At 55.8% G+C, this 18,109-nt stretch carries 20 protein-coding genes and 1 tRNA gene; 6 read left to right on the plus strand and 15 right to left on the minus strand.

Annotation, left to right across the window (positions count from 1 at the left end):
• Positions 1-68: 68 nt before the first annotated feature.
• On the plus strand, positions 69-599 hold the full coding sequence (locus ABWV33_RS10505) for an Lrp/AsnC family transcriptional regulator (RefSeq protein ID WP_353330607.1): 531 nt from the start codon (positions 69-71) through the stop codon (positions 597-599).
• Between the two features lie 6 nt (positions 600-605).
• Here the strand turns inward: ABWV33_RS10505 and ABWV33_RS10510 are convergent, their stop codons facing one another.
• From ABWV33_RS10510 to ABWV33_RS10545, 8 genes are all read right to left on the minus strand, one after another.
• Positions 606-1,685 (minus strand): 2'-deoxycytidine 5'-triphosphate deaminase, encoded by a 1,080-nt coding sequence (locus ABWV33_RS10510; protein WP_353330609.1) that lies wholly within the window; start codon positions 1,683-1,685, stop codon positions 606-608.
• Between the two features lie 58 nt (positions 1,686-1,743).
• Positions 1,744-1,820: transfer RNA gene (locus ABWV33_RS10515), tRNA-Pro, on the minus strand.
• Positions 1,821-1,878: 58 nt separating this feature from the next.
• Entirely contained in the window at positions 1,879-2,562 is a 684-nt protein-coding gene (locus ABWV33_RS10520) for a MerR family transcriptional regulator (RefSeq protein ID WP_353330611.1), read from the minus strand.
• A 17-nt stretch (positions 2,563-2,579) separates the two neighbouring features.
• Complete coding sequence (gene ihfA, locus ABWV33_RS10525; protein ID WP_113824493.1) at positions 2,580-2,882, minus strand: integration host factor subunit alpha; 303 nt, start codon at positions 2,880-2,882, stop codon at positions 2,580-2,582.
• Between the two features lie 94 nt (positions 2,883-2,976).
• Complete coding sequence (locus tag ABWV33_RS10530; protein WP_353330612.1) at positions 2,977-3,942, minus strand: beta-ketoacyl-ACP synthase III; 966 nt, start codon at positions 3,940-3,942, stop codon at positions 2,977-2,979.
• A 6-nt stretch (positions 3,943-3,948) separates the two neighbouring features.
• Positions 3,949-5,064 (minus strand): phosphate acyltransferase PlsX, encoded by a 1,116-nt coding sequence (gene plsX / locus ABWV33_RS10535; protein ID WP_353330614.1) that lies wholly within the window; start codon positions 5,062-5,064, stop codon positions 3,949-3,951.
• Positions 5,065-5,087: 23 nt separating this feature from the next.
• Positions 5,088-5,294: a 50S ribosomal protein L32 gene (gene rpmF, locus ABWV33_RS10540; RefSeq protein WP_113824490.1), complete on the minus strand. Its 207-nt coding sequence runs from the start codon at positions 5,292-5,294 to the stop codon at positions 5,088-5,090.
• A gap of 204 nt (positions 5,295-5,498) precedes the next feature.
• Positions 5,499-6,035 carry a YceD family protein gene (locus ABWV33_RS10545; RefSeq protein WP_353330616.1) on the minus strand — a complete coding sequence of 179 codons (537 nt, stop codon included), beginning with the start codon at positions 6,033-6,035 and terminating at the stop codon, positions 5,499-5,501.
• A gap of 84 nt (positions 6,036-6,119) precedes the next feature.
• Between ABWV33_RS10545 and ABWV33_RS10550 the strand changes: the two genes are divergently transcribed.
• From ABWV33_RS10550 to ABWV33_RS10560, 3 genes are all read left to right on the plus strand, one after another.
• On the plus strand, positions 6,120-6,590 hold the full coding sequence (locus tag ABWV33_RS10550; protein ID WP_353330618.1) for an outer membrane protein assembly factor BamE: 471 nt from the start codon (positions 6,120-6,122) through the stop codon (positions 6,588-6,590).
• A 150-nt stretch (positions 6,591-6,740) separates the two neighbouring features.
• Positions 6,741-7,412: a GNAT family N-acetyltransferase gene (locus ABWV33_RS10555; RefSeq protein ID WP_353330928.1), complete on the plus strand. Its 672-nt coding sequence runs from the start codon at positions 6,741-6,743 to the stop codon at positions 7,410-7,412.
• Positions 7,413-7,482: 70 nt separating this feature from the next.
• Positions 7,483-9,288: an ABC-F family ATP-binding cassette domain-containing protein gene (locus tag ABWV33_RS10560; RefSeq protein ID WP_353330620.1), complete on the plus strand. Its 1,806-nt coding sequence runs from the start codon at positions 7,483-7,485 to the stop codon at positions 9,286-9,288.
• Between the two features lies 1 nt (position 9,289).
• Here the strand turns inward: ABWV33_RS10560 and ABWV33_RS10565 are convergent, their stop codons facing one another.
• The 4 genes from ABWV33_RS10565 to tyrS form a co-directional block, all read right to left on the minus strand.
• A complete protein-coding gene (locus ABWV33_RS10565; RefSeq protein WP_353330622.1) occupies positions 9,290-9,835 on the minus strand; it encodes a sugar O-acetyltransferase in 546 nt (181 codons plus the stop codon).
• A 25-nt stretch (positions 9,836-9,860) separates the two neighbouring features.
• Positions 9,861-10,616, minus strand: a complete 756-nt coding sequence (locus ABWV33_RS10570) for a 3-hydroxyacyl-CoA dehydrogenase (RefSeq protein ID WP_113824485.1) — start codon at positions 10,614-10,616, stop codon at positions 9,861-9,863.
• Between the two features lie 61 nt (positions 10,617-10,677).
• Positions 10,678-11,574 (minus strand): GNAT family N-acetyltransferase, encoded by an 897-nt coding sequence (locus ABWV33_RS10575; protein ID WP_353330624.1) that lies wholly within the window; start codon positions 11,572-11,574, stop codon positions 10,678-10,680.
• 155 nt (positions 11,575-11,729) lie between these two features.
• Positions 11,730-12,983 carry a tyrosine--tRNA ligase gene (gene tyrS / locus ABWV33_RS10580; RefSeq protein ID WP_353330626.1) on the minus strand — a complete coding sequence of 418 codons (1,254 nt, stop codon included), beginning with the start codon at positions 12,981-12,983 and terminating at the stop codon, positions 11,730-11,732.
• 219 nt (positions 12,984-13,202) lie between these two features.
• Here tyrS and ABWV33_RS10585 point away from each other — a divergent pair, with 219 nt between their 5' ends.
• Positions 13,203-14,327 (plus strand): anhydro-N-acetylmuramic acid kinase, encoded by a 1,125-nt coding sequence (locus tag ABWV33_RS10585; RefSeq protein WP_353330628.1) that lies wholly within the window; start codon positions 13,203-13,205, stop codon positions 14,325-14,327.
• Here the strand turns inward: ABWV33_RS10585 and ABWV33_RS10590 are convergent.
• Positions 14,293-15,183, minus strand: coding sequence for a fatty acid desaturase (locus tag ABWV33_RS10590; protein ID WP_353330630.1), 891 nt, complete (start codon positions 15,181-15,183; stop codon positions 14,293-14,295). The genes ABWV33_RS10585 and ABWV33_RS10590 overlap by 35 nt on opposite strands.
• A 111-nt stretch (positions 15,184-15,294) precedes the next feature.
• Complete coding sequence (locus tag ABWV33_RS10595; protein ID WP_353330632.1) at positions 15,295-15,714, minus strand: cupin domain-containing protein; 420 nt, start codon at positions 15,712-15,714, stop codon at positions 15,295-15,297.
• Positions 15,715-15,801: 87 nt separating this feature from the next.
• Between ABWV33_RS10595 and ABWV33_RS10600 the strand changes: the two genes are divergently transcribed.
• The gene (locus ABWV33_RS10600) at positions 15,802-17,220 is read left to right on the plus strand and encodes a protein adenylyltransferase SelO (protein ID WP_353330930.1); all 1,419 of its coding nucleotides are present in this window, start codon (positions 15,802-15,804) and stop codon (positions 17,218-17,220) included.
• A gap of 3 nt (positions 17,221-17,223) precedes the next feature.
• Here ABWV33_RS10600 and ABWV33_RS10605 read toward each other — a convergent pair whose 3' ends face one another.
• Entirely contained in the window at positions 17,224-18,099 is an 876-nt protein-coding gene (locus ABWV33_RS10605) for a DMT family transporter (RefSeq protein WP_353330634.1), read from the minus strand.
• Between the last annotated feature and the right edge of the window lie 10 nt (positions 18,100-18,109).

Below are 18,109 nucleotides of genomic sequence, written 5' to 3' on the forward strand. Positions count from 1 at the left end.
AATATCCATGAATCTTGTTCGGTGTTCGTGCTATTCCTTGGAATGGCATACGGCAAAAGGAAAACGATATGGCTGTCGCAAAAACAGAGGATGTTCGGAAATCTACCGGTATGATACGGCCATTGGATGACTTGGACCGAAAGATATTAGGCACGTTGAGCCGGGATGCCACCCAAAGCTATGCCTCAATCAGTCGCGAGGTGGGATTGTCGGCCCCCGCCGTGCACGAGCGAGTCAAACGGTTGCGATCCAGTGGGGTGATTAAATCGACGGTGGCTCAGCTGGATGGCGCAGCTGTTGGTAAACCTTTGCTGGGGTTCATTCACGTGGATACGACGGGATGGGGTAAAACCCGCGCGATGCTCGCACTCGAAGATCGCCCCGAGGTCGAAGAGATCCACGGTGTAACCGGCGACACCTGTCTGATCATCAAGGTTCGGGTTGCGTCGCCCTTGGCCTTGGAAGGGCTGTTGGCGCAGATCTATGACGTCGAAGGGGTTCGAGGCACGCGCACTTTTGTGTCGCTGTCCACTCACTTGGAGCGCAGTGTGCAGGCAGAGATCAGTGATGATCTTGAAAGCCGATCTATCATTAAATAGAAGCGGTTAGGTCGGGGTTTTGAAGTGCTTTGACAGCTTCAGGCCTTGCCCTTGGTAGTTTGACGCTATGCCAGCCCCATACAATTGAGTCGGCATTTCGGCCATTCTCTCGTAAACAAGTCGCCCCACAACTTGGCCATGTTCTAAAACAAAGGGCGCTTCGTGGCAGCGTACCTCAAGCACCCCCCGCGATCCTTCGCCACCGGCTTCGGCATGGCCAAAGCCGGGATCGAAGAAGCCCGCATAATGGACACGGAATTCGCCAACCATTGCCAAATAGGGCGCCATTTCAGCGGCAAACAGCGGTGGGATATGGACTGCTTCGCGACTGACAAGAATATAGAAAGCACCGGGATCAAGGATAATGCAGCCGTCCCGTGTCCGCACCTCTTCCCAATAATCGCCGGGGTCGTATTCGCCGATGCGATCCAGATCAATCACCCCAGTATGTGGTTTTGCCCGATACCCGACAAGGTCCGTTCCGGGCAGCTGTAGATCGACCGAAAAGCCGAGCCCATCCTGAATAACCGCGTCGCCGTCAACGAGCCGTGTTTCTTTATGTAGCGTGGTCAACTCGTCGTCAGACAGTACGGCCTGACCCTGTCTGAACCGAATCTGGTTCAGCCGCATTCCCGGACGAACGAGAACGGAAAAAGAGCGGGGGCAGATTTCGGCAAAGAGCGGACCGGTATAGCCAGAGGGAATTCGGTCAAATTCGGTGCCACCGTCGGTGATCGTGCGGGTCAACAGATCCAATCGCCCGGTGGAGCTTTTGGCATTCGCCACTGCGCTCATGTCCGCGGGCAGGGCCAGTGATTCCATAAGAGGAACCAAATACACGCATCCTTTTTCCAGAACGGCGCCTTGGCTCAAGTCGATACGGTGCATTTCAAATTCGTCAAGACGGTCTGAAACGGTGCGACCTTCACCCGCTAGGAAAGAGGCGCGCACACGGTAAGCCGTTGTTCCTAGACGCAGATCTAGGCTGGCAGGCTGTACCTGTTCAGGAAGAATAGAGGGAGTAGCGTGGATTGATCCATCCACGACCATAGCTTCGATTTTCTGATTTGGGCAAACACCGGTCATCCCAAGTCCTCTCGTTCTTGGAGGCCGGGGTTTGCCATCATCTAACGTCGGCGATTTTTGGTCGGGCTAGCAGGACTCGAACCTGCGACCTTCCGTCCCCCAGACGGACGCGCTACCAGGCTGCGCCATAGCCCGACGTTGGAGCTTTCATAACGGTTTTGACGGGCGGGGCAAGAGGTAATCTGAGGCTTTTTTACGAACTTGTTGAACTTGTTTCTTGCCGATCAAGCCAGGCCTTTAGTTCATTGGCAATTGGGCGCATGGCGGCCAACGTTGCGGATGAAAAAACGGAATTCCCGCTAAGTCTTTGTAGGGGGCCAGGAACATATTCTTCTGTAATTTCAACAGTCGCAGATGATTCTATGGGGGCTACGGCCACAGGTTCTGGTTCGCTTGGCTCTGGATCTGCGACAGGGGCCGCAGCCGGAGTAATGACCACCGGTTTTTGGGGCGTAAGAACGACTACAGCCGAATCATCAGGGTCTTCTGCGGGTTCGGGACCCAGATCCATATCAATTTGCGCAACCTCACTGGACAGAAAGGGTTTGGCCTGAAACTTTACGACCGTTTCCTGATCTGTCGCAACGGTGTGGGCCATCTCGTCTAACCCTTGTGATAGGGCGCTGACATGGGCCACACCGTTCTCGCGCAAGATTTTTTGCACACCTTTGATCGTCAGCCCATCATCATGGAGAAGCTTTTTTATCCCCCCAAGCAGCTGCATGTCTGCAGGGCGATAGTACCTGCGACCACCAGCCCGCTTTACAGGTTTGACCTGTGAAAACTTGCTTTCCCAGAACCGTAACACATGGGCCTGAATTCCCAGCCATTCCGCTACTTCGCTGATGGTGCGAAAGGCGTCGCGTGACTTGCTCATGTGTCTCAGTTCCTAATTTATTTTCGGTTCCCGGCCGCAACCCGGTCCTTCATCAAATGGGACGGGCGAAAGGTCAAAACGCGGCGAGGTTGAATTGGAACCTCTTCGCCGGTCTTGGGATTGCGCCCAATGCGAGCAGATTTATCGCGAACGCTGAACGTTCCAAACGACGAAATCTTGACCTGTTCACCTCGGACCAAAGCGTCCGACATATGTTCCAGCATGCCTTCGACAAGCTGCGCACTTTCGTTGCGTGATAGACCGACCTCACGAAAAACTGCTTCGCTCAAATCCATCCGCGTTAGAGTTTTATCACCCATACCGTCCCCCATGTTGCTGATAAATCATAGGGGTATGAGAATTTACCTGTCAATATCAATGAATTGCGAGTGTTAAGTTAACGGCGGTAAAAAGCTACCACCGAATGACAACTGCGCCCCATGCCAAACCGCCGCCAATCGCTTCGGTAACGATCAAATCACCTTGCTTGATTTGGCCGCGTGCTTTGCCAACAGACAGCGCAAGAGGGATCGATGCGGCCGACGTATTGCCGTGATCTTGCACCGTCACCACCACGTTATCCATGCTGAGGCCCATCTTTTTGGCAGTGCCCTGAATTATACGAATGTTGGCCTGATGCGGTACAATCCAGTCAACATCTTGAGCACTAAGCCCAGCTTTTTCCAAAGCAGTGTTTGCTGTTTTTGCTAACTTTTCAACGGCATGGCGGAAAACTTGGTTGCCCTGCATGCGCAGGTGGCCGGTGGTTTGTGTTGACACACCGCCATCGACATACAGCAAATCTTTGTAGCGCCCGTCTGAATTCAGATCGACAGAAAGAATGCCGCGATCCTGTTCTGCTGTGTCTTGGGATTCCAACACCAGAGCCCCAGCACCATCGCCAAACAACACGCAGGTTGATCGGTCGGACCAATCCATGATTCGTGAGAAAGTTTCCGCGCCGATCACCAAAACCCGGTTGGCCTGACCCGAAACGATCAGAGCATTCGCGTTGCTCAGGGCATAAACGAATCCTGCACAGACAGCCTGAACATCAAAGGCAAAGCCAGATGTCATCCCAAGCCCGGCTTGAACCATAGTCGCCGCGGACGGGAACGTTAGGTCGGCGGTCGAGGTGGCAACGATGATGGCATCGACATCGTTCGCGTCGATGCCGGCATCGGCAAGTGCGGCACGTGCCGCATTGATCGCTAGGTCAGAGGTGGTTTCCCCGTCGGCCGCAAAGTGACGGCGTTCGATGCCGGAGCGGCTACGAATCCAGTCGTCTGAGGTTTCCAAAGTCGCTTCGAATTCTGCATTGGGAACAACGCGTTCCGGCAAGTAGTGTCCGACACCTGTGACGACTGCGCGGCCTGTCATGGGGGGTTATCTACCTTCTTGTTTTTGGGATTCTGGTGACGCAACGGTCGCTGCATCTTGTTTAAGCTCTTCGATGGATGCAACCCGCGCGGCCAGTTTTTCCGAAAATCCGGATTGTGCCAGCGTAAAGGCCAGCTTGACAGCCGCGGAAACACCGGTCGCGTCCGCGCCACCGTGGGACTTGATAACAGTCCCGTTCAGGCCCAGAAAAACCCCACCATTCACCCGCCGGGGGTCAATGCGTTTCTTCAAACGTTGCAGAGATGTAATCGCTAAGACTGAGGCAAGTTGTGACAACCAGGAGTATTTGAATGCCTGCTTTAACAGCTCACCAACCAGGCTGGCAGTGCCTTCCCCGGTTTTAATGGCGACATTACCGGTAAATCCGTCCGTGACGATCACATCCGCCGCATCCCCGGGGATATCGCTGCCTTCGACGAAACCGACGAATTCAAAGTTGGCGGTATCGGCAAACTCTGCAATCAGAGTATGCGCCTCTTTCAACTCTGTGCGGCCTTTGTGTTCTTCGGTTCCGACGTTCAGCAGGCCAACACGCGGACGTGCAAGCTCCAGCCCGTTGCGCGCGTAAGAAGCCCCCATCAAGGCATATTGAAGCAAATCCTTTGCGTCGGCGCGAACATCGGCACCCACATCCAGCATGACATTAAAGGCCTGTGGGTTGAGGGAAGGCCACAGAATTGCAATAGCAGGGCGGTTCACGCCAGGCAATTTGCGTAGGCGCATCATCGACAACGCCATCAACGCGCCTGTGTTCCCACAGGAGACCGCGCCGCTGGCTTCACCTTTTTTGACCGATTCTAACGTCGACCACATTGAGGTTTTCTTGCCGTGGCGCACCACCTGGCTGGGCTTGTCGTCCATTGTGACGACGTCGCTACAATCGCGAAAGGCGACGCGTCCTTCTAGGATGCGCCGCCGTGCGACTAACGGTTTTAACGTGTCTTCGGGGCCGTGGAGAATGAACCCGATATCCGGGTTCTTCTCTGCCGACTTAGCAATGCCCGCGACAACTGCCGACGGACCGGCGTCACCGCCCATGGCGTCAACCGAAATGATGATGCGACCGTTAGAATCGCCTGTCTGATCTGGTTGCGCCGTCATTTTGGGCCTGCTTCAGAAGGGACTTAGGCCGCGTCTTCGTCCAGATCGATCTCGTCAACCTGTGCAACGATTTCTTTGTCGTCGTAGTGGCCGCAAGATGCGCAAACGTGGTGCGGGCGCTTCAGCTCACCGCAGTTTGAGCATTCGTTAGGGTTTGCAGCAACCAGGGAATCGTGTGCACGGCGGTTGTTGCGGCGCGACTTGGATACTTTGTTCTGTTGGACAGCCATCGTCTCAACCTTTGTCTATCTGGGCCGGTGGGCGTTCCCGAAGGCCGTGTTACATTGTTCGTTTCTAGCAGTTTGACGTGCGTTTAGGCCTCAGCCCCGGCGATGTCCAACCTTAAATCCGATGAGCGCGCGAAAATACTGCGATTCTCGTTGTGATCAAGCGGTTTTTACAGGCGCCCCCTATGGCAGCTTTTGTCAGCGGTGTCATTCCTCTTTTTTAAGAGAATCGCGCAAAGCCGCTAATCCCGCAAAGGGTTTGGCATCTTCTTTGGTCATTGGCTTCTTGCCGGGCTCAGTAAACACCGCCTCACTTACATCAGCGCCTTCGGCGCGCGGATACTGGGGCAGGGCCAAGGATAAAGCTTCGATCATGACAGCTGCAGGGTCGATATATTCTGCGAGCGCTTCGACTTCGTCATCTTCGTGCATTTCGACATCGTCTTCTTCGGGCTCTTCCCAGTCGGCCATGTAAACCCGTCGGATTGTGACATCTATGCGCGTGCTGACGGGGTTCAGGGTCACGACACAGGGCTGCACGACTGTGGCGCCTAGTTTGGCGGTTAACAGCCAGTCTTTCTTACCTTGCGCTTTTATGTGCCCCTCAAAGCTGAGTTTGCGCAGGCCAAGCAAGCTCAGTTCGGTGGCAATAGACTTTAGTTCTGCCGCGCCGGGGCGCAGAGAAAAGGAAGAAGAGGTATTCTGCGGCAAATCGGCCACGCGCAGTGCAGAAGGGTTGGTCATCAAGGGGCTTTCGTTGGTTGAACCAGAGCGTCGGTTTCTATAATCGGGATAAAAGGCGCAAGAAGCCAAGGCAAGGGGGCAGCGATGTTCACATTCACTCAGCTGAAGAAATCTACGACACGGTTCGCACTGGTCGCGGTTACGGTTGGGGCTTTGGCGGCCTGCTCAGCAGTCTATCGTAACCATGGTTATACACCTACACCCGATGAGTTGAACGAGATCACAGTGGGCGTTGATACACGCGATAGCGTCATCGAAGCGGTCGGTGCCCCCAGTTCAGGAGGGGTGTTGGACGAATCAGGTCTGTATTATGTCGCCACCCGCATGCGTCACTATGGTCCGCGTGCCCCACAGATTGTGTCACGTGAATTGGTTGCGATCAGTTTCAACCAGGCGGGCACAGTCAAAAATGTTGAGCGTTTTGGGCTAGAAGACGGGCGCGTTGTGACGCTGCAACGTCGAGTCACGACCTCGAGCGTTGAAAGCAGCACCTTCTTGCGTCAGCTTTTGGGCAACCTTGGCAATTTCAACCCCGCGGCGGCTCTGGGCCAATAAATCAGGCGTCATTTTGCTGAAACAGCCTGTATGATAGGCCAAGCGGGACAACAGGACCGGGTTATCTTGCAAGAGGCTGATACATTGGCACATGCACAGCTACTGAGCAAAGGACGCTTTCGCGTCAGATTGGCCCAATCTCAGGCAGATATGGCCGCGGCGAAAGTCTTGCGCACGCGGGCCTTTGGCACCGCCGTGCTGGATCAAGACCCATTTGATGACCAATGTCAGCATGTATTGGTCGAAGATTCCGACGCAAACAATGCGCTTGTCTGCTGTTTTCGTCTTCTGGTGCTTGCAGGTGGGGCTGAAATCGGTCGCAGTTATTCAGCCCAGTTTTATGATTTGTCTGCCATGCAGGGTTTCACGGGCAAAATGGCGGAGATGGGGCGGTTTTGTATCGACCCAGACATGAAAGATCCCGACATCTTGCGCGTCGCCTGGGGGTCTATGACCACTTATGTCGATCAAAACGAAATAGAAATGCTGTTTGGGTGTTCGTCCTTTGAAGGGACCGAAACCAGCGCCTATTTGGATGCATTTGCGATGCTGAAACATCGACATTTGGCCCCCAATCGATGGGTGCCAAGGGTCAAAGCTCCGGATGTCTTTCGCTATGCCGCACGGTTGCGCCGGAAACCGGATAGTAAAAAAGCGTTGCTGAGAATGCCGCCCTTGTTGCGGACCTATCTGATGATGGGGGGCTGGGTCAGTGATCATGCTGTGATCGACCGACATCTGAACACGCTGCACGTCTTTACCGGGCTTGAGATCGCCGCGATCCCGCCCGCGCGCAAGCGATTGCTGCGAGCCCTTGCCTGAGCGGGCAGTATTTTGGAAAAGATGGGGTAGAGGCGTTGACGCCCTAAATCCAGCGGTTTAGCTCGACGGTATGGCACGTATTCCCTTATTGCAGATGTCCGGTATTTCGCTGACCTTTGGCGGCGACCCGGTTTTTTCGGATCTTGATCTGGTGGTTCAACCCGGCGACCGCGTCGCTTTGGTGGGGCGCAATGGATCAGGTAAATCAACCCTGATGAAGGTCATGGCTGGACTGGTCGAAGCGGATCGGGGCGACATCGTCGTGCCGCCCGGACGATCGGTTGGCTACATGGAACAAGACCCCGACATGGGCGATTTTGCGACATTGGGGGATTATGCCTCTAGCGGGTTGGAACCGGGTGAGTTGTACAAGGTTGAGCGTGCTGGCGAAGGGTTGAAGTTTGATCCATCCCGCGCAGTAAACACCGCCTCTGGTGGGGAGCGGCGTCGGGCTGCTTTGGCCAAACTTATGGCCGAAGCCCCAGATTTGATGCTGCTGGACGAACCAACAAACCACCTGGATATCGAGGCGATTGGGTGGCTGGAGAGCGAGCTGAAAACCACACGTACGGCCTATGTGTTGATCAGCCACGATAGGGCATTCTTGCGTGAGCTTACCCGTGCAACCCTCTGGGTTGATAGAGGAATGGTGCGTCGCCAGGAAAGGGGGTTCGAGGCTTTTGAGGCCTGGCGTGACCAGATCTGGGACGAAGAAGACACTCAGCGCCACAAGTTGAATCGCTTGATCAAGGCCGAAGCCAGATGGGCAGTTGAAGGCATTAGCGCGCGGCGCAAACGCAATCAGGGGCGTGTACGTGCACTGAATGATTTGCGGGAACAGCGCGCAGGTCAAATCAAACGCCAAGGAGCGGCGGAATTCGCTTTGGAGGCAGGGCCAAAGTCGGGCCGTAAGGTGATCGAAGCCGAGGGTATTTCAAAGACATTTGGCGACAAACAGATCATTCGAGACTTTGATCTCAAGGTGCAGCGCGGGGATCGCGTGGCTTTTGTGGGGCCCAATGGGGTCGGCAAAACCACCTTGATCAACATCCTGCTTGGGCAGGTTGAACCTGATGGCGGACAGGTGCGTCAGGGCACAAATCTGGAAGTTGCGGTGTTTGATCAGGCCCGCGCCCAGCTGGACCCGGATATGAGCCTGTGGGACAGCCTGACGGGCGATCCATCAATGCGTGTGTCTGGCAAAGCGGATCAGATCATGGTGCGCGGCAACCCCAAGCATGTGGTTGGTTATCTCAAAGAATTCCTGTTCGACGAACGTCAGGCCCGTGCGCCGGTGCGCTCTCTGTCTGGGGGGGAAAAGGCGCGACTGCTGTTGGCGAAACTGATGGCGCACAGCTCGAATTTGTTGGTGATGGATGAACCAACAAACGATCTGGACGTGGAAACGCTGGATCTGCTGCAAGAGCTGTTGGATGACTATGATGGGACCGTGCTGTTGGTCAGCCACGACCGTGACTTTCTGGACCGTGTGGCCACCACGACGGTCGCGATGGAAGGCAATGGAACGGCCACGGTTTATGCTGGCGGGTGGAGCGACTACATTGCACAACGCACCCCCATCGAAGAAGAAAAACTCGAAAAAGCAAAGACATCAAAGCCAAAGGTGAAGCAAGAGAGCAAAGCCAAAGCGGGTTTGTCTTTTGCTGAAAAGCACCGGTTGGAAAAGCTACCGTCCGAGATTGAGCGACTTGAAGCTGAAATCGCCAAACTCGAAGAGCTGATGGCCGATCCCGAACTGTACACACGCGAGCCTGTTAAATTCCAAAAAGCCACCGATGCCTTGGTTCAGCGCCAAGAGAAGTTAAGCGCGTCAGAAGAGGAATGGCTTGAGCTTGAGGAAAAAGCGGCAGGCTGATCTACGGCAAGGCGCGCGCGGGGTTGCCAACAACGCGTGCGTCTGCGGGGACGTCCTTAAACACCACGCTGCCGGCGCCCACGATTGCACGATCCCCGATTGTGACGCCGGGCATGATAATGGCACCCCCACCGATCCACACATTTGCACCGATGGTCACGGGCAGAGCGATTTCCAACCCTGCTTTGCGGTCAGTCGGGTCTTTGGCATGTTGGGCGCAATAGACCTGCACCGCAGGGCCCAGCATTGTGTCATCACCAATCCTGACCGGAGCCGAATCAAGGATGGTACATCCGGTGTTTAGAAATACGCGATCGCCAAGGGTGATGTTCATGCCGTAGGCGCAGTGAAACCATCCCTCAATATAGCAATCACAGCCAACCGCGCTGAACAGATCCACCAGTTCAGGCACCAGATCACGCCGCTTGTCAGGCGCGCGATGATTGTTGTGGTACAAGGCGAGTCGGGCGCGGTCGCGTAAATCTTCCAGCTCTGGATCTAGGCAACTATACCAATCCCCGGCCAGCATCTTTTGCAACGGTGTCATCCGCGCCCTCCTGTTTCAAATCGTCTTAGCGCATGCGCAGGGCGCCATCCAAACGGATGACTTCACCGTTGAGATACCCCATTTCGACGATGAATCCAGCCAAACGACCATACTCTGACGGATCGCCAAGGCGCGCCGGGTTTGGCACATCAGCCGCCAATTGCTGTTGCACCTCTTCGGGGAGGCCAGCCAGCATGGGCGTCATGAAAATGCCGGGGGCGATGGTCATGACCCGAATCCCGGTCGATGACAGATCCCGTGCCATAGGCAAAGTCATGCCAACAACACCGCCCTTTGAGGCGGAATAGGCAGCTTGACCCTTTTGGCCGTCAAACGCAGCGATAGAGGCAGTATTGATAATCACACCCCGGCCACCGTCTGATTCGGGGTCGTTCTTCGCCATTTCAACCGAGGCAAGGCGCGCGACGTTGAAGCTGCCGACCAGATTAATGTCGATGGTGCGTTTGAATGCGTCCAGCGGGTGCGGGCCATCGCGTCCAACGGTTTTGATGCCATAGGCAATACCGGCACAGTTAACGCAGGCGGTGATTTTTCCCATTTTTTCCATGGCATGGGCAATGGCGGCGGCGACAGATTCTTCGTCTGTGACGTCAGTTTGCGCAAAATGGCCGCCGATTTCACCAGCAACTTGTTGTCCGCGCTCGGCGTCGCGGTCCAGTATGGTGACCTGCGCACCGTTTGCTGCAAAGTGGCGGGCCGTGGCCTCACCCAGACCCGAAGCGCCGCCAGTGACGACGGCGGCGGTGGTGGACAGTTGCATGTGGGGCTCCTCTCCCATGATATGAACATTTGTTCAAATAATCATGTGATGGCGAGTGAGTCTAGCTGTGTGCCATCAGCTTTGTGTCCATCGCGGCGAGGGGACGCAGCGTTCGCCCCAGAACGGGCCACCATCCCCAAGTCCCGCCCAACCGACGCGGCTGTGCCCCGGTTCCCAGTTTGAACCGCGCCAATCCCGGCGAATCTTCGGTAGAGATCAGGCCGAGGTCCAGTCTTTGGTGCCCTTTGCGGGCCAGCCAGACCATCGCCTCCCACATCAGCAGATTGTGAGCGCAGTGGTGTCGTCCGCGCGCCGTCGTATGGCCCAGGTGGTAGGTTGCACTGTCGCCGTGGCACAAGATTAAAACGGCGGCAACCGGGGTTGTGTCCGCAAAGGCAGTAAACAGTTTGGCCTGGCCCTTGTTTGTCTGGGCATAGGCAAGGGTCAATGGCACGGGCCATGTTTTATATCTGCGCGTCTGTTGCTGCGCCTGTGTGGCGGTGAACAGCCAATGCTTGGGGTCAAGCGGCATGTTTTGGCGAGTCACACGCAGGTTTTGGCGTTCCGCATAGCTCAGGCGGTTCCGCCATTTCTGGTGCAATTGCTCGTGCAAGTCCCCTGTCAGGTTCAGCTCCGCCACAGAGGCCGGGCTGACCAAGGGAACTGCCCCCATATCAGACAGCTGCGGCGTTGGTGTGTCAGGGTTAATTATCAGGGGCGTCCGGTGCAGCCCGGCGCGACGAAGAGAGCCGGGCAGCGTGCCGCTATTCACCTGCGCCCGAGACAAGACAGCCAGCCTTATCCCGATAGGGAGGCGGCGATACAATGCGAGACTTTGATCATCCAGAACCATTGGGGGGCGACCGATGTCGCGCAGGGTTGCCGCGAATTCGGGGCTTTGCTGCAGGGCGGATGACGTGGTGGATGGGGGCGCATCAAACATAGGCTGATTAACCATGATGAAACCTAACGCGTGGTTAATGGCGTCATGAACAAAGTCTATGGTCACAGCGCCTCAACCCCACGCATGACAAAGGCGGCTGCCCTCTTAGGGGCAACCGCCTTGTCCATACCTGTCTTTCTGGTGCTCAGCCTGATTGACTGGTTTTATCTTTAGCCCAGCTGCACCAGCGCGTGGCGCTTTTTGCCCGCGCTCAACTTGAGCGGCGAAGACAATGCAGTCGCGTCAATCATCAATCCGGCATCGGTGAGCGGCGCATCATCCAGCTTGGCACCATTTTCGGCAATCAGGCGTTTTGCCTCTTTCCCGGTTTTTGCCAGACCCGACTTAACGATCAACTGAACGATCGAAATGCCATCGCCCAGATCCCCTGCGCTGAGGGTTAGGGTGGGTAGATCATCACCAACGCCACCCTTTTCAAAGACTTCGCGCGCTGTGGCTTCGGCTGTTGCTGCGGCATCGACACCGTGGCACAGGGCGGTCACTTCGTTTGCCAGAATAACCTTGGCTGCGTTGATCTCGGACCCCCCTAGGGCACCCAGACGTTCGCATTCATCTACGGGCATCTCGGTGTACAGTTTCAGGAACCGACCAACGTCAGCATCGGTTGTATTGCGCCAGAATTGCCAGAATTCGTAAGGCGAGCGCATGTCAGCGTTCAGCCAGACTGCACCATCCTGCGATTTGCCCATCTTCTTGCCGTCGCTGGTAGTAAGCAGGGGCGAGGTCAGGCCAAAAACCTGTCCTTCGATGGTGCGACGTGTCAGATCGATCCCGTTGACGATGTTGCCCCACTGATCCGATCCGCCCATCTGCAGGATACAGCCATAGCGATTGTTCAACTCCATAAAGTCGTAGGCCTGCAGAATCATGTAGTTGAATTCCAGGAAGGACAGTGACTGTTCCCGGTCTAGACGCGATTTTACCGATTCAAACGCCAGCATCCGGTTGACCGAGAAATGGCGACCGATGTCGCGCAGGAACTCAAGGTAGTTCAGATTATCCAGCCATTCAGCATTGTTCAGCATGAGGGCCGCGTTTTCCGCGCCACTGTCATAGTCGATATAGGCCGAGAATACCTTTTTGATGCCGGCGATGTTGTCATCGATCTGGGCTTCGGTCAGCAGGGGGCGTTCATCCGCGCGGAATGAAGGATCGCCCACCTTGGTGGTGCCGCCACCCATCAGGGTGATTGGCTTGTGTCCGGTCTTTTGCAACCAGCGCAGCATCATGATCTGAATCAGGCTGCCGACATGCAACGACTTGGCCGTTGCATCAAAGCCGATATACCCGGGCTGGACCCCTTTGATCAGCGCCTCATCAAGGCCCTGATAATCGGTGCAATCGGCCAAAAAGCCGCGTTCCATCATGACTGCGATGAAATCCGATTTGGGATGGTAGGTCATGTCTTGCCTCGGGTTTGTGTTGCGGTGCACCTTTTGGGGTGAATTACACAGAAAAAGATGCGTGGCACCGTATAATGTGCAATCGGGAGAGTGGGAACCGAATTCAGGGCAAAAAAGTGCGACTCTCTGCGTTATGGTGGTTCGAACAGTAAATATCGTGTCAAACGCGATCAGATCGGGGAACAAGCGCCCGGTCAGACAGGCAAAAAGGAACAGGCCATGAGCAAGGCCATCAGTAAAACAGGTCCGGTCCGGGCGTTGGGCGCAATGTCTGGCACGTCTCTGGATGGTGTGGATACGGCCGTGATCGAAACGGATGGGGTCGCGATCTTTGGGTTCGGCGAGGTGGGCTACCGTGAATACGCAGATCAAGAGCGATCTGTTCTAAGGCAGGGCTTGGGGAAATGGCACGGGCCTGAGGTCGAAGCAGCCACGGCCGTTGTGAATACAGCCCATGCAGAGGCCTTGGCCGAACCGTCCGATGTGGCGTTGATCGGATTTCACGGGCAGACGCTTGCACATGACCCGCAGGGGCGCAGAACGCTGCAAGTTGGGGATGGCGGTTTTCTGGCGGGCGCTCTGGGCGTTCCGGTCGTCTGGGATTTCCGGAGTGATGACGTCGCTATGGGCGGCGAAGGCGCACCGCTTGCACCTTTCTTTCATTTCGCTTGCGCCAAATGGTTTGGGGCGACTGAGCCGCTGTGTTTTCTTAACCTCGGGGGCGTGGGGAACCTGACCTATGTGGACCCGTCGTTTGAGCGTGCAGAAGACGCTGGTGCCCTGTTGGCCTTTGACACAGGACCAGCGAATGCGCCGATAAATGATGTGATGCAGGCCCGGCTGGGGCTTGAGATGGACAAGGGCGGTGCGGTGGCTGCCCAAGGCACGGTCGAAACCGGCGCGTTGGAGCTGTTTTTGGCGGAACCCTACTTTTCACGAATGCCGCCCAAGTCGCTGGACCGTGACGATTTCTCGGAAATGATTGAGCTGGTGCAGGAGCTAAGCGATCCCGATGCGGTGGCGACATTGACGGGCATGTGCGCCGCTGGTGTGGTTCAGGGCATCGAACATTGCCCAACCCCACCTACGCGCGTACTGGTGACAGGGGGGGGGCGACACAACCCTGTCTTGATGGAAATGTTGCGTGTCTCGCTGGATTGCCCCGTCGACCCGGTAGAGGCTGTTGGTCTCGATGGGGATATGCTCGAAGCGCAGGCTTTTGGCTATTTGGCTGTGCGTGTGGCCCGCGGGATGGCGACGTCGTGCCCCGGAACCACGGGGGTAAAGGCTTTGGTGGGGGGAGGGATCCTTAGCGTTCCAGAGACTGAACATACTCAGCCGTAAAGGCCGCATACCCATCCGAAGTTGATTTCAAATGTTGCGCTGTCCAGTCGTGAAAGGCGGGCAACTGGTGAAAAGGAACATTTGGAAAACTGTGGTGTTCTGCATGATAGGGCATGTTCCACGCGATGGCGCGGACAGCTTTGTTGGTAAAGGTGGTACGGGAGTTTTCCAGCATATTGGCCACAGGGGGGCAAAGCCCGTGCTCGGCGAGCAGGTAGAGCCGCAAAAAAGGCTGCCCGATCAGCAAGGGAATAAGCCAAAGCCAGATCACCATTGGGGAAATGAGCAGGCTGAGTGCCATTGCCGTGTAGAGGGCGAGTATAACCCGTGCTTCGCGCTGCATGGTCTTGTGTTGCCGTGTGGGCAGGTAAGGCGCATCTAAGTCACCACGCGCGTTTGCTATGAGGGTAATAACCATCGCGCGCCAGTATCCCCAACCGCTAAGGTAGATCAGCCAGCTGATGTAATTGTCCGGACGGGGTTTGCCTGCCAATTCGGGATCGCGGTCCGGGTCGTTGGTGTATTTGTGGTGCGCCAGATGGAAATAGCGAAACCAGATAAAGGGTAGGGCGATAAGGGCTCCGACCAGATGACCAACAGCCTCGTTGATCCAGCGCGTTTCAAAGGGGGTTTGGTGCGTGCACTCGTGGCTGAGCGTAAACAGGAACACCAAAAGAACCCCCTGAGGCAGCATCAGCAACGGCCAAAACGGGATCTGTGCCACTATGCCTGCGGTGCATAGCGCGATCAGGCCAAAATGCAGCGCAAGGTGTTTTAGCCCAGCCCTGTCGGAGCGCTGTGTGAGACGCGCTTTGGTGTCAGAGGGGAGCGAAGAGATAAGTGTACGGTGATCCATGGGAAGAGCATGGCGCGAGGCTGATGCTCTGGCAATAGCCCAACCAAGCGGAGCCTGCGGCGCAGGCGCTCAATTCTAGGTTTGGCGCCGGTCGCACACGCGGTGGCCTGTTCAGGCGCGTGGGATGTCAAAGCCGGGGGCCGCCAGCTCAAACCCATCGAATTGAAACCCGGGGGATACGGTACAGCTGACCAGTGTATAGGCTCCGTTGGTGCGCGCAGCCTGCCAATGCCCCTCGGGGACGATGAGCTGGGGAAAGCCTTGTGTCAGATCAGGTGTGAGTAGATGATCGGTGGCAGGCCCTGTGTCAGTGGGGCTGAGCGACAGGGTCAGCGGAGCACCTGCATGGTAAAGCCATATCTCAGTCGCATCCACTTTGTGCCAATGGCTTGATTCGCCGTTTCTGAGCAGGAAGTAGATACAGGTACCACTGGGCCGGCCCTCATTGTCTGCTATCCATGTTTGGCGATACCAGCCACCTTCGGGGTGTTGTTCAAGGTTCAGGTGGGCGATGATCTGATCGGGTGTCATGAGGACCTCTTGTCATTTGGATCAGTTTATCGCGATGAGAGGTTGATCCGCTATGGCAATCCTGCATTTGGCGCATATGTTCTGCGCATGTCACTGATTATACCCTTCGATAATAGCTTTGCCCGGATGCCGGGTGTGTTTTTCTCTCATCAGAACCCGGTTGCGGTGAAGAACCCGCATTTGATTGCGTGGAACGCTGATCTTGCCGCGGTAATGGGAATCACGCCGGGGGAGGTTGAAGAAAGGGCCAGCGTTTTTGCCGGGAACGCCATCCCCGAGGGCGCAACACCCCTAGCGCAGCTCTATTCAGGGCATCAGTTTGGCAATTATAACCCGCAACTGGGGGATGGTCGGGCCGTATTGTTGGGGGAGCTGGTTGGAACCGATGGGATACGCCGAGATATTCAGCTCAAGGGGTCGGGACGCACCCCGTATTCCAGGCAAGGGGATGGGCGCGCTTGGTTAGGGCCGGTATTGCGCGAATACGTTGTCTCTGAGGCAATGCATGCGCTGGGCATTCCTACGACCCGCGCGCTGGCCGCTGTTGAGACAGGTGAAACTGTACAACGAGAGCAAGGATATCCCGGTGCGGTTCTGACTCGTGTGGCTAAAAGCCATTTGCGCGTGGGGACATTCCAGATCTTTGCCGCGCGTGGAGATACCCGCAGCCTGACCCAATTGACCAATTACGCGATAGAGCGCCATTACCCAGAAGCAGTAGGCCCAATGGGGTTGTTGCGCGCCGTTCGGGATGCGCAGGCAAAGTTGATCGCGCATTGGATGTCTGTTGGTTTTATTCATGGGGTCATGAATACGGACAACAGTTCGATCTCGGGAGAGACCATTGATTATGGTCCCTGTGCCTTCATGGATGCGTATCACCCAAACACAGTGTTCAGCTCAATTGATCGAATGGGGCGATATGCCTATTCGAACCAACCAGACATTTCGGTTTGGAACCTTGCTCAGCTTGCGACGGCCTTGATCCGTCGAATGGACGACCCAGAGGCGGCAGTCGAAGAAGCCACTGAGATTGTACACGCGATGCCTGATATGTTGCAGAGCCATTGGTTGACACGGTTCCGGGCAAAGCTGGGTTTGTTAAATGCTGAAGACGGCGATGCAGAGTTGATAGCAGAGTTGTTGCAAGGGATGGCTGAAAACCAAGCTGATTTCACCAATACGTTCCACGCGCTGGGCAAACCGAACGCACGAGATCAATTTGTCTCTCCCGCGGTGTTCGATACATGGGAGGAGAATTGGCGCGCCCGAGTTGAGCGAGAGGCGAACGTGGATGAAACGCTGCGTTTGGCAAATCCGGTGCTCATCCCTCGCAACCATCGTGTAGAGCAGATGATCGAGGCGGCTGTTGCCGGTGATTATGCGCCATTCAACCGTTTGAATGCAGCTCTGAGCCAACCGTTTGTAGAAAACGCGGAATACGCAGACCTGCGAACACCGCCGACACAGCAAGAGGTCGTTCAAGCGACCTTCTGTGGAACCTGACGCTTATTTACGATTGATCAGGACAATTCCGGCAGCCACCAGTCCCAGTGCGATCCAGACTTGGCTGCCGATATGTTCCCCCAATAGGGCCCAGCCAAAGAGAACGGCCAGTACAGGTGACAAGAAACTAAACGATGCGACACCGCTTGCCTTGTACACGGCGAGCAAGCGAAACCACGCGATGAAGCCAAAACTGACCACAGCAATGGATTGAAATGCGAGTCCCGCGTAATGGATCGGCTGGGGGTCTCTGATCAAGGGGCCGAACAGGGGCGCAACCAAAAGCAAGAGGGGCGCGGATACAACCAGTTGTGACATGAGCTGTGTTTCTGCTGAGGTCTTGGACAGATCGCTCATTCGGACAACGAGGGCGATCCCAGCCCATAATACAGCCCCCAGAACGGCCAGAAAATCCCCGGTGAAACTGACATGCCCGCCTTTGCGATCCAGCAAAGCAAGGATAACTCCTCCCATGGCCAGCGCCAGGCCAACAATACGGATCCCATTCAGCTTTTCCCCCGGCAGCAGCACATGTGCACCTAAAGCCAACCAGACGGGCATAGAGTAAAATAGGATGGATGTGCGAGACACAGTTGTCATGTCCAACGCCAGATACAGGCAGATGAATTCGAGCGAAAAGAATAGGCCCGTCAAAAGGCCAGCCCATATCGCGGAACGGGGGATTTGGATCTTGCCGCCGGAAAACCGGATCCAGATCAACACAAAGACGATTGCGCCCAAAGACCGTAACCCTGCCTGGAAAACAGGTGCAAAACCATCCCCGGTGACTTTGATCACAACTTGGTTAAAGGCCAGCAACGTAGCAATTGAGATGAGGGCGGCTGCGCCAGAGGCGTCAACAGGGCGTTTTTCGATCATATGTTCACTG

This window comes from Phaeobacter sp. NW0010-22 (assembly GCF_040365955.1).
GTDB lineage: Bacteria > Pseudomonadota > Alphaproteobacteria > Rhodobacterales > Rhodobacteraceae > OMPR01.

Excerpts from the sequence above, each read along its gene's own strand:
- ABWV33_RS10505 (WP_353330607.1), top strand. The coding sequence starts at position 69 with ATGGCTGTCGCAAAAACAGAGGATGTTCGGAAATCTACCGGTATGATA.
- ABWV33_RS10510 (WP_353330609.1), bottom strand. The coding sequence starts at position 1,685 with ATGACCGGTGTTTGCCCAAATCAGAAAATCGAAGCTATGGTCGTGGAT.
- ABWV33_RS10520 (WP_353330611.1), bottom strand. The coding sequence starts at position 2,562 with ATGAGCAAGTCACGCGACGCCTTTCGCACCATCAGCGAAGTAGCGGAA.
- ihfA (WP_113824493.1), bottom strand. The coding sequence starts at position 2,882 with ATGGGTGATAAAACTCTAACGCGGATGGATTTGAGCGAAGCAGTTTTT.
- ABWV33_RS10530 (WP_353330612.1), bottom strand. The coding sequence starts at position 3,942 with ATGACAGGCCGCGCAGTCGTCACAGGTGTCGGACACTACTTGCCGGAA.
- plsX (WP_353330614.1), bottom strand. The coding sequence starts at position 5,064 with ATGACGGCGCAACCAGATCAGACAGGCGATTCTAACGGTCGCATCATC.
- rpmF (WP_113824490.1), bottom strand. The coding sequence starts at position 5,294 with ATGGCTGTCCAACAGAACAAAGTATCCAAGTCGCGCCGCAACAACCGC.
- ABWV33_RS10545 (WP_353330616.1), bottom strand. The coding sequence starts at position 6,035 with ATGACCAACCCTTCTGCACTGCGCGTGGCCGATTTGCCGCAGAATACC.
- ABWV33_RS10550 (WP_353330618.1), top strand. The coding sequence starts at position 6,120 with ATGTTCACATTCACTCAGCTGAAGAAATCTACGACACGGTTCGCACTG.
- ABWV33_RS10555 (WP_353330928.1), top strand. The coding sequence starts at position 6,741 with ATGGCCGCGGCGAAAGTCTTGCGCACGCGGGCCTTTGGCACCGCCGTG.
- ABWV33_RS10560 (WP_353330620.1), top strand. The coding sequence starts at position 7,483 with ATGGCACGTATTCCCTTATTGCAGATGTCCGGTATTTCGCTGACCTTT.
- ABWV33_RS10565 (WP_353330622.1), bottom strand. The coding sequence starts at position 9,835 with ATGACACCGTTGCAAAAGATGCTGGCCGGGGATTGGTATAGTTGCCTA.
- ABWV33_RS10570 (WP_113824485.1), bottom strand. The coding sequence starts at position 10,616 with ATGCAACTGTCCACCACCGCCGCCGTCGTCACTGGCGGCGCTTCGGGT.
- ABWV33_RS10575 (WP_353330624.1), bottom strand. The coding sequence starts at position 11,574 with ATGGTTAATCAGCCTATGTTTGATGCGCCCCCATCCACCACGTCATCC.
- tyrS (WP_353330626.1), bottom strand. The coding sequence starts at position 12,983 with ATGACCTACCATCCCAAATCGGATTTCATCGCAGTCATGATGGAACGC.
- ABWV33_RS10585 (WP_353330628.1), top strand. The coding sequence starts at position 13,203 with ATGAGCAAGGCCATCAGTAAAACAGGTCCGGTCCGGGCGTTGGGCGCA.
- ABWV33_RS10590 (WP_353330630.1), bottom strand. The coding sequence starts at position 15,183 with ATGGATCACCGTACACTTATCTCTTCGCTCCCCTCTGACACCAAAGCG.
- ABWV33_RS10595 (WP_353330632.1), bottom strand. The coding sequence starts at position 15,714 with ATGACACCCGATCAGATCATCGCCCACCTGAACCTTGAACAACACCCC.
- ABWV33_RS10600 (WP_353330930.1), top strand. The coding sequence starts at position 15,802 with ATGTCACTGATTATACCCTTCGATAATAGCTTTGCCCGGATGCCGGGT.
- ABWV33_RS10605 (WP_353330634.1), bottom strand. The coding sequence starts at position 18,099 with ATGATCGAAAAACGCCCTGTTGACGCCTCTGGCGCAGCCGCCCTCATC.